Annotated in this window: 13 protein-coding genes and 1 tRNA gene; 13 read left to right on the top strand and 1 reads right to left on the bottom strand. The window is 29.8% G+C overall.

The window, feature by feature from the left end; translation table 11 throughout:
• Positions 1 to 71 precede the first annotated feature (71 nt).
• Entirely contained in the window at positions 72 to 1,214 is a 1,143-nt protein-coding gene (locus tag OD91_RS03855) for an acyl-CoA dehydrogenase (RefSeq protein WP_144895081.1), read from the bottom strand.
• Positions 1,215 to 1,305: 91 nt separating this feature from the next.
• Here OD91_RS03855 and OD91_RS03850 point away from each other — a divergent pair, with 91 nt between their 5' ends.
• The 13 genes from OD91_RS03850 (at position 1,306) to OD91_RS03790 (ending at position 15,996) form a co-directional block, all read left to right on the top strand.
• On the top strand, positions 1,306 to 2,364 hold the full coding sequence (locus OD91_RS03850; protein ID WP_144895080.1) for an anhydro-N-acetylmuramic acid kinase: 1,059 nt from the start codon (positions 1,306 to 1,308) through the stop codon (positions 2,362 to 2,364).
• Between the two features lie 172 nt (positions 2,365 to 2,536).
• A complete protein-coding gene (locus OD91_RS03845) occupies positions 2,537 to 3,763 on the top strand; it encodes a Glu/Leu/Phe/Val dehydrogenase dimerization domain-containing protein (protein WP_144895079.1) in 1,227 nt (408 codons plus the stop codon).
• 9 nt (positions 3,764 to 3,772) lie between these two features.
• Entirely contained in the window at positions 3,773 to 5,176 is a 1,404-nt protein-coding gene (nhaD, locus tag OD91_RS03840; protein WP_144895078.1) for a sodium:proton antiporter NhaD, read from the top strand.
• A 115-nt stretch (positions 5,177 to 5,291) separates the two neighbouring features.
• Entirely contained in the window at positions 5,292 to 5,981 is a 690-nt protein-coding gene (locus OD91_RS03835; RefSeq protein ID WP_144895077.1) for a MotA/TolQ/ExbB proton channel family protein, read from the top strand.
• A 92-nt stretch (positions 5,982 to 6,073) separates the two neighbouring features.
• Complete coding sequence (locus OD91_RS03830) at positions 6,074 to 6,466, top strand: biopolymer transporter ExbD (protein ID WP_144895076.1); 393 nt, start codon at positions 6,074 to 6,076, stop codon at positions 6,464 to 6,466.
• On the top strand, positions 6,466 to 7,278 hold the full coding sequence (locus OD91_RS03825; protein ID WP_144895075.1) for an energy transducer TonB: 813 nt from the start codon (positions 6,466 to 6,468) through the stop codon (positions 7,276 to 7,278). Before OD91_RS03830 ends, OD91_RS03825 begins: the two co-directional genes overlap by 1 nt.
• A 51-nt stretch (positions 7,279 to 7,329) precedes the next feature.
• Positions 7,330 to 8,652 (top strand): UDP-glucose/GDP-mannose dehydrogenase family protein, encoded by a 1,323-nt coding sequence (locus OD91_RS03820; protein ID WP_144895074.1) that lies wholly within the window; start codon positions 7,330 to 7,332, stop codon positions 8,650 to 8,652.
• A gap of 14 nt (positions 8,653 to 8,666) precedes the next feature.
• Entirely contained in the window at positions 8,667 to 9,875 is a 1,209-nt protein-coding gene (locus OD91_RS03815; protein ID WP_144895073.1) for a folylpolyglutamate synthase/dihydrofolate synthase family protein, read from the top strand.
• Between the two features lie 59 nt (positions 9,876 to 9,934).
• A tRNA-Val gene (locus tag OD91_RS03810) sits at positions 9,935 to 10,009 on the top strand.
• A 113-nt stretch (positions 10,010 to 10,122) separates the two neighbouring features.
• The gene (locus OD91_RS03805) at positions 10,123 to 11,106 is read left to right on the top strand and encodes an SDR family oxidoreductase (RefSeq protein WP_144895072.1); all 984 of its coding nucleotides are present in this window, start codon (positions 10,123 to 10,125) and stop codon (positions 11,104 to 11,106) included.
• 1 nt (position 11,107) lies between these two features.
• Positions 11,108 to 12,397: a nucleotide sugar dehydrogenase gene (locus OD91_RS03800; protein WP_144895071.1), complete on the top strand. Its 1,290-nt coding sequence runs from the start codon at positions 11,108 to 11,110 to the stop codon at positions 12,395 to 12,397.
• Positions 12,397 to 13,344, top strand: a complete 948-nt coding sequence (locus OD91_RS03795; protein WP_144895070.1) for a Gfo/Idh/MocA family protein — start codon at positions 12,397 to 12,399, stop codon at positions 13,342 to 13,344. Before OD91_RS03800 ends, OD91_RS03795 begins: the two co-directional genes overlap by 1 nt.
• Before the next feature lie 231 nt (positions 13,345 to 13,575).
• Positions 13,576 to 15,996, top strand: coding sequence for an SLBB domain-containing protein (locus OD91_RS03790; RefSeq protein ID WP_144895069.1), 2,421 nt, complete (start codon positions 13,576 to 13,578; stop codon positions 15,994 to 15,996).
• The last annotated feature ends 1 nt before the right edge of the window (position 15,997 follow it).

Raw genomic sequence — 15,997 nt, 5'->3', positions numbered from 1 at the left:
AAGGGCACGCTAAAAAAATAAATCCACCTAAAAAGATGGATTTGATGTTTATATATAATTAGGTGTGGATTTTAACCTCTAATAACGCTTCTAGAAATTACGATTTTCTGTATTTCTGAAGTTCCTTCATAAATCTGAGTGATTTTTGCATCACGCATTAAACGCTCTACATGATACTCTTTTACAAATCCATTTCCACCATGAATTTGAACTGCTTCAACGGTGTGTTCCATAGCAACTTTAGACGCATAAAGTTTTGCCATTGCGCTAGATTTATCGTAATTATTACCTTGATCTTTGTCCCAAGCAGCTTTCATCACTAGCATTCTAGCGGCTTCGATATCTGTGTGCATATCTGCCAATTTAAACGCAATTGCTTGATGATTACATATTTCTGTTCCAAAAGCTTTACGTTCTTTAGAATATTTTAAAGCTAATTCATAAGCTCCAGATGCAATACCTAATGCTTGTGCCGCAATACCAATTCTACCTCCTGATAATGTTTTCATGGCGAATTTAAATCCAAATCCGTCTTCGCCAATTCTATTTTCTTTAGGTACTTTTACATCGTTAAATTGTAATGTGTGTGTGTCTGAACCTCTAATTCCTAATTTATCTTCTTTTGGACCAATATGAAATCCTTCTGTTCCTTTTTCAACAATAAAAGCATTGATTCCTTTATGTCCTTTTTCTCTATCGGTTTGTGCAATTACTAAATAAACATCTGATCGACCTCCGTTCGTAATCCAATTTTTTGTTCCATTTATCAAATAATGATCTCCTTTATCTTCAGCAGTTGTTGCTTGTGAAGTTGCGTCTGAACCTGCTTCTGGTTCACTTAAACAAAATGCACCTATAAATTCTCCAGTTGCTAATTTTGTTAAATATTTTTGCTTTTGTTCTTCGGATCCGTAAGCTTCTAAACCGTAACAAACTAATGAGTTATTTACGGAAACCATTACAGAAGCAGATGCATCAATTTTAGATAATTCTTCCATAATTAATACGTAGGATATGGCGTCCATTCCGCTACCTCCATATTTTGGATCTACCATGATTCCTAAAAAACCAAGGTTTCCCATTTTTTTTACTATTTCTTGGGGGAATTCTTGCTTATTATCTCTTTCAATCACTCCTGGAAGTAATTCTGTTTGCGCAAAATCTCTTGCTGCATCACGTATCATTATGTGTTCTTCTGTTAAGCTAAAATCCATTATTTATAATATTATTAAATTCGTAAAAAATAGACTCAAAGATACGATTTACGTAATAAATATGTAACAAAGTTTTGTTATTTTTACGGATATGAATAGTGATTTTTGTTATGTTATTGGATTGATGTCTGGTACTTCTTTAGACGGGTTAGATATTGTTTATGCTTATTTTGATGAATCTGATTATAAAAACTTTAAAATTATTTTTTCTGAAACAATTTCATATTCAAATGATTGGAAAGAAAATTTACAGAAAGCGATAAATTTTTCAACTGATGAATTATATCAATTAGATATTGATTATGGTCAATATTTAGGAGAAAAAGTAAATGAATTTACTAAAAAGAATAAAATTAAGGTTGTTGATTTTATTGCTTCTCACGGACATACTATTTTGCATCAACCTGATAAAGGAATTACATTACAGGTTGGAAGCGGTGAACAAATTGCAAAAATTACTAATAAAAAAGTAGTTTGCGACTTTAGAACTCAAGATGTAAAATTTGGAGGTCAAGGTGCGCCATTAGTTCCCATTGGAGATGAATTATTATTTTCTGATTATGACTATTGTTTAAATTTAGGTGGTTTTGCTAATATTTCTTTTAGAGAAAGTAATAAAAGGATTGCTTTTGATATTTGTCCTGTTAATATTGTGTTGAATCATTATGTGCAAAAATTAGGTTTTATGTATGATGATAAAGGAGAAATAGCTTCTAAAGGGAAAATAAATCAACAATTATTAGATACTTTAAATTCGTTAGAATTTTATAAAACTGCTGCGCCAAAATCGTTAGGTTTGGAGTGGGTTCAATCTGCTATTTTTCCTTTGATCGACAGTTTTGAAAATAATATAGCATCAATTTTAAAAACTTTTATTGAACATGTAGCAATACAAATTTCAATGGTGTATAAAAATTCTTCATCAATTTTAATTACTGGTGGTGGTGCTTTTAATAAATTTTTAATAAGTAGAGTAGAATTTTATTCAGAAACTAAAATTCAACTACCAGATAAACAGCTCATTGATTTTAAAGAAGCATTGATTTTTGCTTTTCTTGGGGTATTAAAAACTAAGAATCAAATTAATTGTTTGCAGAGTGTAACTGGTGCAAAAAAAGATCATTCATCAGGTGTACTATTTTATCCTTAATTTTATAATATCTATTTGAACAATCACTTTTTTACAGTAAGTTTGTGTAACTGTGAATTTTGTAAATAATAATCTTTAAATTTTTTAAAATGAACCAACTTTAACTTTAATCAATACCGAAAAAATTGATATTGATGAGAACTATTAAGTTGAAAAATTTTAAAAATAAATAATGAAGGAATTACTTAAAGCATACGAGAATAAACAACCTGAAATTGTTTTTAATTGGAAAGATCCAGAAACAGAAGCAGAAGGTTGGACAGTTATAAATTCATTACGTGGTGGAGCTGCTGGTGGTGGAACAAGAATGCGTGAAGGTTTAGATATGAATGAGGTTTTATCGCTTGCAAAAACCATGGAAGTGAAGTTTACTGTTTCTGGTCCAGCTATTGGTGGGGCAAAATCGGGCATCAATTTTAATCCAAATGATCCTCGTAAAAAAGGAGTTTTAGAACGTTGGTATAAAGCGGTTTCTCCGTTATTAAAAAATTATTACGGAACAGGAGGAGATTTAAATGTAGACGAAATTCATGAAGTAATCCCAATTACTGAAGATAGTGGTGTTTGGCATCCTCAAGAAGGTGTTTTTAATGGTCATTTTAAACCAACTGAAGCTGATAAAATAAATAGAATTGGTCAATTACGTCATGGAGTAATTAAGGTAATTGAAAGTGATAAGTATTCGCCAGATATATTTAAAAAATATACTATTGCTGATATGATTACAGGTTTTGGCGTTGCCATTGCTGTAAAACATTATTATGATATTTATGGTGGATCTATTGTAGGAAAAAAAGCTATTGTTCAAGGTTTTGGAAATGTAGGTTCCGCAGCTGCTTTTTATTTAGCACAAATGGGTGCTAAAGTTGTTGGGATTATTGATAGAGTTGGAGGGGTTATAAATGAAGATGGTTTTTCTTTTGATGAAATTAAAGAATTTTTTCTACAAAAAGATGGAAATACTTTGGTTGCAAAAAATATGATTCCGTTTAAGGAAATAAATGATCGTATTTGGAATTTACCTTGTGAAATATTTACACCATGTGCTGCATCAAGATTGATTACTCAGGACCAAATAAATCAAATGATTGAAACTGGATTAGAAGTTATATCTTGTGGTGCTAATGTGCCATTTGCAGATAAAGAAATTTTCTTCGGATCTATAATGGAAGACACTGATAAAAAAGTGAGTTTAATACCGGATTTTATTTCAAATTGTGGAATGGCAAGAGTATTTGCTTACTTTATGGAACGTAGAGTTGCCATGACAGATGAAGCGATTTTTGAAGATACTTCAAGTATTATTAAGAAAGCATTAGAAAAAACATTTGAAAAAAATAATTCAAAGAAAAACATAAGCGAGACTGCTTTTGAAATCGCATTAAAACAATTAATTTAAAATAAAAATATGGAATCATTAATCATCTTAATCTTTGTAGTAGGTTACCTAGCTATCACCCTTGAGCATAATTTAAAGCTAGATAAATTGATACCAGCTTTAGCTATGATGGCTATTTGTTGGGCGATGGTAGCTGTTGGAGTTGATGGTTTTTCAACATGGTTTGATTCTAGTAAACATGCTTTAGTAGATAATTTCCCTGGTTTATTACATGAAGAAAAATTACATTTAGTAGAAGAAACATTATTACATCATTTAGGTAAAACAGCAGAAATTTTAGTATTTCTTTTAGGAGCAATGACTATTGTTGAAATCATTGATTATTTTGATGGTTTTTCTACAATTAAAAGCTACGTAAAAACGAAGAGTAAGAAAAAGATTTTATGGCTTTTTGGAATTTTAGCATTCTTTTTATCAGCAATTATAGATAATCTTACTGCTACAATTGTATTGATTTCAATTTTACAAAAAATAGTTAAACGTAGAGAAGATAGAATTTGGTTTGCAGGTTTAATTATTATTGCTGCAAATGCTGGTGGAGCTTGGTCTCCAATTGGTGATGTAACAACGACAATGCTTTGGATTGGTAAAAAAGTAAGTACTCCAATGCTTTTCATCTATCTATTTTTACCATCTGTATTATGTATGGTTGTGCCAACTTTTATTGCTTCATTTTTACCTGCATTTAAAGGAGAAATTGAAACAGATGAAAAAGCTGAAAATTCAAAACCAGGAAAACACAGCGCAACGATGTTATATTTAGGTTTAGGAGCCATTGTATTTGTGCCTTTCTTTAAAACTGTTACCCATTTGCCACCTTATGTAGGTATGATGTTATCATTAGCAGTAGTAGCAACTTTTGCTGAAATCTATAGTAGATCTAAATTTTCAATTTCAAGTGCAATTGGAGACGAAGCAGAAGAACATGAAGAACATGCACATCATAGCCCAGTTCATTCATCATTATCTAAAATAGAAATGCCAAGTATTTTATTTTTCTTAGGAATTTTAATGGCAGTTGCTGCTTTAGAATCTTTAGGGATTTTATTTGGTTTTGCTGAAATGCTAAAAGAATCAATTCCTTTAATGGGAACTGAGCCAAACGGAACTTTAGTTTCAGATTTAGTTGTAATGTTATTGGGAGTTGGTTCTGCAATTATAGATAATGTACCTTTAGTGGCGGCTTCATTAGGAATGTTCTCAGAAACAGTCGACAATCCTTTATGGCACTTTATAGCCTTTTCCGCTGGTACTGGTGGATCTATGTTAATTATTGGTTCTGCAGCTGGTGTTGTTGCGATGGGAATGGAAAAAATAGATTTTTTCTGGTATCTAAAAAAGATATCTTGGTTAGCCTTCATTGGTTTTTTTGTTGGCTGTATTACTTTTATGTTGATGAGAAGTATTATTTAATCAAAAAAATAAAGAAATAGTAAGAATGTCATTTTAAATTTTTAGAATGACATTTTTTTATGAAACAATTAAAGAAAAAATAAGTCGTTATTTATAAAGAACATAAATTTTATACATGATATCATTTATTCAAGAAAAAAAAGAATTGTTAGAAGAAGTAGTTTCAGAAGAAAAAACATTATCTATTTATAAGCTAATTATGGATGGTGGTTTAGGCGGCCAAATCATTATTGGAATTTTATTCGTTTTATTAGCAGTTGCGCTTTACATTTATTTTGAGCGATTTTTTGCCATTAAAGCAGCATCTAAAGTTGATAAGAACTTTATGAATCAGATTAAAGATTATGTTGCAAATGGTAAATTAGAAGCAGCAGATTCTTTATGTAAGAGCAAAGATTCTCCTACTGCAAGATTAATAGAAAAAGGAATTTCTAGAATAGGAAAGCCTTTGGAAGATATAAATACAGCCATAGAAAATGCAGGGAAATTAGAGGTGTATCAATTAGAAAGAAATGTTTCTGTCTTAGCAACAATAGCAGGTGCAGCACCGATGATAGGCTTTTTAGGGACTGTAATTGGAATGATTATTGCTATTCATGAAATAGCAAATTCTGGTGGGCAAATTGATATTAAATTATTGTCAGATGGATTATATACAGCAATGACAACAACAGTTGCAGGGTTGATCGTTGGGATTATCGCCTATATTACATATAATCATTTAGTAGTTAAAACTGATAAAGTGGTTTATCAAATGGAAGCGAAATCGGTAGAGTTTCTTGATTTATTAAATGAACCAGTTTAAACCTATTGAAAGAGTTAATAATTGAAAAATTCAAGAATTTATAGATTACTAGTTTTTAAATCTCTAAATTTTTAATCATTTAATATTTATAAATGAACTTAAGAGGAAGAAATAAAGTCAATCCAAATTTTAATATGTCGTCTATGACGGATATTGTTTTTTTGCTGTTGATATTTTTTATGTTAACATCAACATTGGTAACTGTTAGTGCAATTGATGTTTTACTACCAAAAGCTGGAGGGAAAACTGAAAATAATACTTCAATTGCAGTTTCAATTACTAAGAATTCAAGTTTTTATATTGATAAAACTAAAATCAATTCTAACAATTTAGAATTAGAAATACTTAATAGAGTAGGTGTAGATAAAAAGAAAACAGTAATTATAAGAGGAGATAAAGATGTGCCTTATAAAAACGTGATGAAAGTAATCGACATTGCTAATAAGAATAAGTTAAAAATGATTTTAGCAGTTAAAGGAAAATAATGCCAATTCTAGAAACTAAACATAAAAAAAAATCTGCCATAATAACTGCAATAATTTTGTTGCTTCTAGTATTTGGTATTTTTAATTATGGAATGCAATATTTAGATCCTCCAGAAGAATATGGTTTGGCAATTAGTTTAGGAAATTCAAGTGTTGGTAGCGGTAAAGAAATTCCTAATAAAGCAATAAAGCCTTCACCTAAAAAAACTGAAGAAGTTGTTGAAGAAAAAGTTGAAGAAATAAAAGAGGTTGTTAAAGAGGAAGTTGTAACTCAAGATACAGAAGAAGCTCCAGTAATTGAAAAGGCTGAAGAAATTAAAAAAGAAGAGCCTCAAAAAGTGGTTGAAGAAAAAAAGGTTGAAGAAAAGCCGAAACCTTCTGAAGAGACTAAAAATGCATTAAATAATTTGTTTAATGGAAATTCTGATAGTAATAATTCTAAAGGAAAAGGAGATGATGAAGTTTCTGGTAATAAAGGAGTTGAAGATGGTGATTCAAAATCATCTAAATATTATGGGAATTCGGGGAGTGGAGATAGCGGAAACTATAATTTAGCAGGAAGAAATGCGACATCTAAACCAATAGAAAAGCCTAATTGTCAAGAAGAAGGAATAGTGGTTGTGTCTATCGAGGTTGATAAATCAGGAAATGTTATTAGGGCAATTCCAGGTGTAAAAGGTTCAACAAATACTGCTCCTTGTTTGTTAGCTCCTGCAAAACAAGCAGCTCTTAATACTAAATGGAACGCAGATAATAATGCGCCAATCAAACAAAAAGGAACTATTATTTATAAGTTTTCTTTGTCTAAATAATTGAATATTTTACTAGATTGCGTCTCAATAAAATTTTAAACTAAATAATTTATGAATGTTACCATTATTGGTAGTGGTTACGTAGGGCTAACTTCTGGTGCTTGTTTTGCTGAAATGGGTAATAAGGTTGTTTGTGTTGATGTGGATAAGAATAAAGTAAATGATCTTAAGAAAGGAATTATCCCGATTTTTGAACCTGGATTAGAAAATTTAGTTTCAAAAAACCTTAATAAAACATTATTTTTTAGTTCAGAATTTGAAAACTCAATTAATAGTTCTGATATTATTTTTATTGCAGTCGGAACTCCTATGAGTGAAGATGGAAGTGCTGATTTAAAGTATGTAAAAGAAGTAGCGAAAGAAATTGGTAAAAACCTTCAAAAGGATATAATTATTGTAAATAAATCGACAGTTCCGGTTGGAACTGCTGATATAGTTAAGGGAATTATTAAAAAAGAATTAGCGTTAAGAAATGTAGATTTTGACTTTTTTGTTGTTTCAAATCCAGAATTTTTAAAAGAAGGAACAGCTATCACAGATTTTATGAAACCTGATCGAGTTGTAATTGGTGCAGATTCTGAAAAAGCATTTAAAAAAATGGAGCAATTATATTCTCCTTTTTTTAGAACGCATGATCGATTTATAAGAATGGATATTCGCTCAGCAGAAATGACTAAATATGCTGCTAACACTATGTTGGCTACTAAAATTTCTTTTATAAATGAAATTGCAAATATTTGTGAAAAAGTTGGTGCAGATGTTAATAAGGTAAGAATAGGAATAGGGTCAGATAGTAGAATAGGATATAATTTTATTTATCCAGGGACAGGTTATGGCGGAGCTTGTTTTCCGAAAGATGTAAGAGCATTAAATAAAATAGCTTTAGAAAATGGATATAAAACTCAATTGATTTCATCTGTTGAAAAAGTTAATAACGAACAAAGATTAATTATTGCTAGAAAAGTTGTTAATAGGTTTGGTGATGATTTATCTGATATGGTTTTTACAATATGGGGGTTAGCATTTAAACCAGGAACTGATGATGTTCGAGAAGCACCTGCAATTTATGTGATAAAAGAGTTGATTAAAAAAGGTGCTAAAATTAACGCGTACGATCCGAAAGCGATGAAGAATACCAAGGATGTTTATTTAAATAATGTCGAAGGTATTTCTTATTTTAAGTCTAAGTATGAGGCTTTAAATAATTCTAATGGGTTAATTTTAATGACAGAATGGAAAGAGTTTAGGTCTCCAGATTTTGAAGAAATAAAAAAGTTGTTAATTGAGCCAATTGTATTTGATGGAAGAAATCAGTATAGTGTATTCAATTTGGAAGAGAAGGGATTTGAATATTATCAAATAGGAAAACAATAATTTACTTTTGCGTTATGATTTATAAAGAAACGCTAGATTGGATGTTTTCTCAATTGCCAATGTATCAGAGAGAAGGTAAATCGGCATTTAAAAAAGATTTAACTAATAGTATCGCTTTTTCTAAAGAGTTAGGTTTTCCAGAAAGAAAATTCAAAACAATACATGTTGGCGGGACAAATGGAAAAGGGTCTACGAGTCATATGATAGCTTCAATTTTGCAAGAAGCAGGCTATAATGTAGGATTATACACGTCACCTCATCTTAAAAATTTTACAGAACGAATTAGAATTAACGGAAAAGAAATTTCTAAAAGAAAAGTTTCGTCTTTTATTACAAAACACAAAACTTTCTTAGAAAAACAGCAATTGTCTTTTTTTGAAATGACGGTTGGAATGGCTTTTGATTTTTTTGAAAAAGAAAAGGTTGATATCGCAATTATTGAAGTCGGTTTAGGAGGAAGGTTAGATTCTACAAATATTATTACACCTGAAGTTTCTGTGATAACAAATATCGGTTTAGATCATACGCATATGTTAGGTGATACTTTGCCTGAAATTGCCTATGAAAAAGCTGGAATTATAAAAGATAATATTCCTGTTGTAATTGGAGAAAAACAAGATGAAGTTAAAGCCGTTTTTCTAAAAAAAGCAGAAAAGAAAAAATCAGAACTTGTTTTTGCTTCCGATATAAAGCATGTTTATGAAACTGATTTATTAGGTGATTATCAAAAAGCGAATTCAAAAACAGTAGTTTCTGCAATTAAACAATTAAAAGGGTTTGAGGTTTCTCAAGATGATATAAAAAAAGGTTTACTAAATGTTGTTAAAAACACCAACTTAAAAGGGAGGTGGCAAGTTTTACAAGAAAAGCCTAAAGTGATTTGTGATACAGCTCATAATAAAGAAGGCTTGAATATTGTTTTAAATCAATTGAAAAAAGAAAAACACGTAAAACTGCATATAGTTTTAGGGGTTGTTTCAGATAAAGATTTAGAAAGTATTTTGACTTTATTTCCAAAAGATGCAGATTATTATTATTGTAAGCCAAAGATTCCAAGAGGTATGTCAGAAGTATTACTTAAAGAAAAAGGGGCGTTTTATAATTTAAAAGGAAAAAAATATTCTTCAGTAAAAAAAGCATATAAAAAGGCTTTATTGAATGCTAATCAACAAGATATAATTTATATCGGAGGAAGTACTTTTGTGGTTGCTGAAGTAATTTAAAATAAAGTGATTTTTTTCTTTGCTAATGATAAAAACCATTTTATATTTGCATCCGCTTAGGGCAATTAGCTCAGTTGGTTCAGAGCACTTGGTTTACACCCAAGGGGTCGGGGGTTCGAATCCCTCATTGCCCACTCAAAACTCCATCATTTTATGATGGAGTTTTTGCTTTTTATTAGGTTTTATATTATTTTTTTTGATAAACTTTTTTGTATTTTCGCAATACGGAAAGAAAAATCCTCCATTAATGAAAGTTAATTTATCGGGTAAGAGAATAGTTGTAACAGGAGGAGCTGGATTTATTGGCTCTAATTTATGTGAAACTTTACTTGATATGGAGAATAAAGTTGTTTGTCTAGATAACTTTTCTACAGGAAAAAAAGAAAACATCTCATCGTTTATAAATCATGAAAATTTCACCTTAATAGAAGGTGATATTAGGAATATTAATGATTGTAAGAAATCTGTTGATGGAGTTGATTTTGTGTTGCATCAAGCTGCTTTAGGTTCAGTTCCACGTTCGATAAAAGATCCTTTAACAACAAATGAGGTAAATGTTTCTGGTTTTTTAAATATGCTGATAGCTTCTAGAGATGCTAAAGTTAAAAGGTTTGTCTATGCAGCTAGTTCTTCTACCTATGGAGATTCAAAATCTTTACCGAAAATTGAAGATAAAATAGGAAAACCGCTTTCACCATATGCAGTTACCAAATATGTGAATGAATTATATGCAGATGTGTTTTTTAAAACATATGGATTAGAAACTATTGGTCTTCGATATTTCAATGTATTTGGAAGGAGACAAGATCCTAAGGGAGCCTATGCAGCTGTAATTCCAAAATTTGTAGGTCAATTTATGAATGGTGAGTCTCCTACTATAAATGGGGATGGTAATTATTCGCGTGATTTCACGTATGTAGATAATGTTATTCAAGCTAATTTGTTGAGTTTAATCTCTGAAAATAAAAAAGCGATTAACAATATTTACAATGTTGCTTTTGGAGATAGAAATACGCTAAATGATTTGGTTAAATATTTAAAAGAATATTTGTCTGAATTTGATTCAAAAATAAAAGGAATAGAAGTTAATCATGGAGAAAATAGAATAGGTGATATTCCACATTCTCATGCTAGTATAGAGAAGGCAAAAGAGCTGTTGAATTATAATCCTCAGTTTTCTTTACAGAAAGGACTTAAAGAAGCGGTAAAATGGTATTGGGAAAATTTATAAAATGAATAGTAAGAGTATAAAAATAGGAATTATAGGTTTAGGGTATGTGGGGTTACCACTTGCTAGGCTTTTTGCTACAAAATATTCTGTTATTGGTTTTGATATCAATAAAGAAAGAGTTTCAGAATTAATGACAGGAATTGATAATACTTTAGAAGTTTCAGTTAAAGTTTTACAATCTGTTTTAAATGATGAAAATTCTACTAAAAATGGTTTGTTTTGCTCTACTTCAGTCGAGGATTTAAAAAACTGTAACTATTATATTGTAACCGTACCAACTCCAGTTGATAAAAATAATAGGCCAATTTTAACTCCACTAATTAAAGCAAGTGAGACTGTAGGGGATGTCCTTAAGAAAGGCGATGTAGTTATATATGAATCTACTGTTTATCCGGGAGCAACAGAGGAGGATTGTATTCCTGTTTTAGAAAGAGTTTCAGGATTAAAATTTAATACCGATTTTTATGCAGGGTATTCTCCTGAAAGAATTAACCCAGGAGATAAAGAGCATACGGTTGACAAAATATTAAAAGTGACTTCTGGTTCTACACCAGAAATTGGAAAAAAAATTGACGATTTATATAAATCAGTAATTATTGCTGGTACACATTTAGCTCCTACAATAAAAGTAGCTGAAGCAGCTAAAGTAATTGAGAATTCTCAAAGAGATATAAATATAGCTTTTGTAAATGAGTTGTCAAAAATATTCAACTTAATGAATATTAATACACAAGATGTATTAGACGCCGCGGGAACAAAATGGAACTTTCTCCGCTTTAAACCTGGTTTAGTTGGAGGGCATTGTATTGGTGTAGACCCTTACTATTTAGCACAAAAAGCACAAGAATATGGATATCATCCAGAAATTATTTTAGCAGGAAGAAGAATAAATGACAGTATGGGTAATTATGTTGCTTCTGAATTGATTAAATTAATGATAAAAAGTAATATTCATATCAATAATGCTGAAGTACTAGTCTTAGGTATTACATTTAAAGAAAATTGCCCTGATATTAGAAATACAAAGGCGGTAGATGTCGTTTCTTCTTTAGAAGATTATGGTGTGAAAACAACAGTGTTGGATCCTTGGGCAGATATAGATGAAGTTAAGAACGAATATAATATTAGGTCAACAAAAGATTTACCAAATCGTAAATTTGATGCTGTGGTTTTAACGGTAGCACATGATGAGTTTAAAGAAATAGATTTTTCTTTATTAAAAAAAGAAAAAGCTATAGTGTATGATGTTAAAAATATTTTGTCTGAGAATATTAAAGATAAAAGTTTATAATGAAAAATTTCGCATTACTTGGTGTTGCAGGATATATTGCTCCTAGGCATTTACGAGCAATTAAAGACACTAACAATAAACTTATTGCTGCGCTAGATAAATTTGATAGTGTTGGTGTAATGGATAGTTATTTTCCTAATGCTGATTTTTTTGTGGAATTTGAACGTTTTGATCGTCACATTGAAAAGTTAAAAAGGCAACAAAATATTCAATTAGATTATGTGAGTATTTGTACTCCGAATTATTTACATGATTCTCATATAAGAATGGCTTTACGAAGAGGAGCTGATGCTATTTGTGAAAAACCATTAGTGTTAAATCCATGGAATGTTGATGCTTTACAGGATATTGAAAAGGAATCTGGAAATAAGATAAACACAATTCTTCAACTACGTTTGCATCCAAGTATTATTGCCTTAAAAAATAAAGTTGACACAGAAAATAAGAAAGGTAAATATGATATTGATTTAACTTATATAACCTCTAGAGGTAATTGGTATCATAATTCATGGAAAGGAGAAGAGAGTAAATCTGGTGGGATTGCTACGAATATTGGAGTTCATTTTTATGATATGTTAGGTTGGATTTTTGGTGATGTTCAAGAGAATTATGTTCATTTAAGAGAAAAAGACAAATCCGCAGGATATTTAGAGTTTGAGAATGCTAGGGTGCGATGGTTTTTATCGATAGATGAAAATTCTCTTCCGAATGAAATTAAGGTTAAAGGACAGAGGACATTTCGTTCTATCTCTGTAGATAATGAAGAAATAGAGTTTAGTGGTGGCTTTACAGAGTTGCATACTGAGAGTTATAAGGGAATATTAAAAGGAAATGGATTTGGTTTAATTGATGCTAAATCATCTATTCAAACCGTTCATGATATTAGAGCGTGTAAAGTTACTTCACAAGGAGAAAAACATGTTTTTTTAAATGAAAAATATAAGTGATGTTTTAAGCTTAATATAAAAAAAATAACACATGATTTTGATAATGGATGTTTTGTTAAAATATCCTTTGTTTTTATTGGAGATGTCACATTTTTTAGTTTTTAAAATATTACAGGTTTTAATAAAAAATAATATTATATTTGACGCTCAAAATTAAGATTGTTATTTTGAATTTTAAGTCAGAATAATTTAACTAAAAAAAGTGTTTTAAATATGATTGTTGAAATGAAAATGAGAAGATTTTTAATTGGATTTGCATTAGTTTTATTTGTTTTTAGTTTTCAGAATATATCTGCTCAAATTGGAGTAGATAAAAATTTATCTACAATAAATATTGATGATCTTTCAGATAATCAAGTTTTATCATATTGGTCAAAAGCGAAAGAAGAAGGGTATTCAATTCCTCAACTCGAAATGATTCTTTCTTCAAAAGGAATGCCAAGTAATCAAATAAGTAAATTAAAAAGAAGGATTCAAGAATTAAAGTACTCAAATTCTGAAAATGAGAATAAAGGTTCAAATGAATCATCAAATACTATTAATACTTTAGAGAAATTTGGATTAGAAGGAGGCGAGAAAAAAGTTGCAGAAAATAATTTGTTGTTTGGATATGATTTTTTTAAAAATCCAAAAATTTCATTCACTCCTAACTTAAATTTAGCAACGCCAGACAATTATCAACTAGGACCTGGAGATGAAATATTGATTGATGTTTGGGGGGCTGCAGAAAATAATTATAATTTAACTATCGATAAAGCAGGTTCCATACGAATTAAAAATATAGGCCCCATTTATGTTAGTGGCTTGACGATTAAAAAAGCAAAATCAAAAATAAAATCTTATTTGAAAAGAATTTATAGTGGTATAGGTGCTTCAAATTCTAGTTATAATAAAGTATATGCTGAAATTGCATTAACAAGTGCTAGAACTGTTCAGGTAAATATTATAGGAGAAGTAAGTGTCCCAGGAACATATTCTTTAAGTTCACTTTCTACAGTATTAAATGCCTTGTATGCTTCTGGAGGACCAACATTAAATGGTACGTTTAGAACTATAAAAATAGTTAGAAATGGAGACTTATTTAAAGAATTCGATATTTATAAATATTTAATTAATGGTTCTGAAGAAGGGAATGTTTTTCTAAGAGACCAAGATGTTATAATTGTTCAGCCTTATATAAGTAAAGTTCGAGTTGATGGTGAAGTCAAACGCCCAGGATTTTATGAGTTAAAGAAGGGAGAGTCTATTGGAGATTTAATAAGATTTTTTGGAGGTTTTACATCTCAAGCTTATAAGGAAAGATTATTAGTTGAAAGAGTTTATAACGGACAGAAAAAAGTAAATGAAATTGATTTAAAAAACAATACCGATTTTTTATTAAAAGATGGAGATAGGTTAAATATCAATCAAATAATTGATCGATATGAAAACCGAGTAAGTATTGAGGGCGCAATATATAGACCTGGAAATTATGAAATCACAGAAGGATTAACATTAAGAGCTTTAATTGAGAAGGCTGGAGGATTGAAAGATAATGCGTTTTTAGAAAGAGGTTTGGTTTATAGAACATTTGATGATGTAAAAAAAGAGACATTTCCTTTTTCAACTAAAGACATAATTAATAAGCAAACAGATGTAATTTTAAAAAGAGAAGATAGAGTAATCATTTTTAATAAAGAAAGTTTAGAATCTAAGAAAACTTTAAGTATAGATGGAGCAGTAAATAATCCTCAAACTATTGATTTTGTTGATAAAATGAATATAGAGGACTTTATAGCTATCTCTGGTGGGTTTAAAGAAGGTGCAGATCCTGAAACTATAGATGTTTCACGTAGAACACCAAATGGAGGATTTCAAGTTATTAGTAAAAGTATTAATAAGTCAATTTCAAATGATTTAGTTATTGATAAAAACAACTCTGTTTTTTATTTAAAACCTTTTGATATAGTTTCTATTCGTTACAAAAAAGGGTTTACAATACAAAAAAATGTTAGCATTGAAGGTGAAGTAACACATCCTGGTAACTATTCTATTACGAACAAAAATGAACGTATTTCTGATTTGATATTAAGAGCTGGTGGTTTATCACCTCATGCATATATTAAAGGTGCAACTTTAGTGAGAAAAACAAATAAATCTGTTGATGAAAATCAAATTAAAAGATTTAATGAAGTTAATTCAAAAGACTCATTAAATATTAAGAAAGAAAATCGTCTTGAATTTAATATTGGTATTAGTTTAGAAGAAATATTAAAAAACAAAGGAAAAAAATCAAAGTATGATTTAATTTTAAACGAGGGAGATAAATTAATAATTCCAACTTTAAAACAAACTGTTCATGTAAAAGGAGAAGTTCTTGCAGAAGCTATTGTTCGATATGATAAAAATGCTTCATTGAATGATTATATTTCAAGTTCAGGTGGTTTTTCAGAAAATGCAATTAAAAGAAAAACGTATGTAATTTATGCTAACGGTGAAGTTAATACTACAAAAACTTTTTTATTTTTTAAAAATTACCCTAAAATTGAACCAGGGTCTATTGTTATTGTACCAAGAAAAATTGAAAAGAAAAGAGCTTCTACCCAAGAAATAATAGGGATTACAAGTGGTTTAGCTACTTTAGGAGTGTTAATAAGTACTTTAGTTAAATAAG

The organism is Lutibacter sp. Hel_I_33_5, assembly GCF_007827455.1.
Lineage (GTDB): Bacteria > Bacteroidota > Bacteroidia > Flavobacteriales > Flavobacteriaceae > Polaribacter.
The sequence above is the reverse complement of the archived record's forward strand: the minus strand, read 5'-3'. Positions and strand labels throughout refer to the sequence as shown.

Coding starts and splice junctions, on each gene's coding strand:
- OD91_RS03820 (WP_144895074.1), top strand. CDS start 7,330: ATGAATGTTACCATTATTGGTAGTGGTTACGTAGGGCTAACTTCTGGT.
- OD91_RS03855 (WP_144895081.1), bottom strand. CDS start 1,214: ATGGATTTTAGCTTAACAGAAGAACACATAATGATACGTGATGCAGCA.
- OD91_RS03795 (WP_144895070.1), top strand. CDS start 12,397: ATGAAAAATTTCGCATTACTTGGTGTTGCAGGATATATTGCTCCTAGG.
- OD91_RS03790 (WP_144895069.1), top strand. CDS start 13,576: ATGAGAAGATTTTTAATTGGATTTGCATTAGTTTTATTTGTTTTTAGT.
- OD91_RS03815 (WP_144895073.1), top strand. CDS start 8,667: ATGATTTATAAAGAAACGCTAGATTGGATGTTTTCTCAATTGCCAATG.
- OD91_RS03845 (WP_144895079.1), top strand. CDS start 2,537: ATGAAGGAATTACTTAAAGCATACGAGAATAAACAACCTGAAATTGTT.
- OD91_RS03850 (WP_144895080.1), top strand. CDS start 1,306: ATGAATAGTGATTTTTGTTATGTTATTGGATTGATGTCTGGTACTTCT.
- OD91_RS03805 (WP_144895072.1), top strand. CDS start 10,123: ATGAAAGTTAATTTATCGGGTAAGAGAATAGTTGTAACAGGAGGAGCT.
- OD91_RS03835 (WP_144895077.1), top strand. CDS start 5,292: ATGATATCATTTATTCAAGAAAAAAAAGAATTGTTAGAAGAAGTAGTT.
- nhaD (WP_144895078.1), top strand. CDS start 3,773: ATGGAATCATTAATCATCTTAATCTTTGTAGTAGGTTACCTAGCTATC.
- OD91_RS03800 (WP_144895071.1), top strand. CDS start 11,108: ATGAATAGTAAGAGTATAAAAATAGGAATTATAGGTTTAGGGTATGTG.
- OD91_RS03825 (WP_144895075.1), top strand. CDS start 6,466: ATGCCAATTCTAGAAACTAAACATAAAAAAAAATCTGCCATAATAACT.
- OD91_RS03830 (WP_144895076.1), top strand. CDS start 6,074: ATGAACTTAAGAGGAAGAAATAAAGTCAATCCAAATTTTAATATGTCG.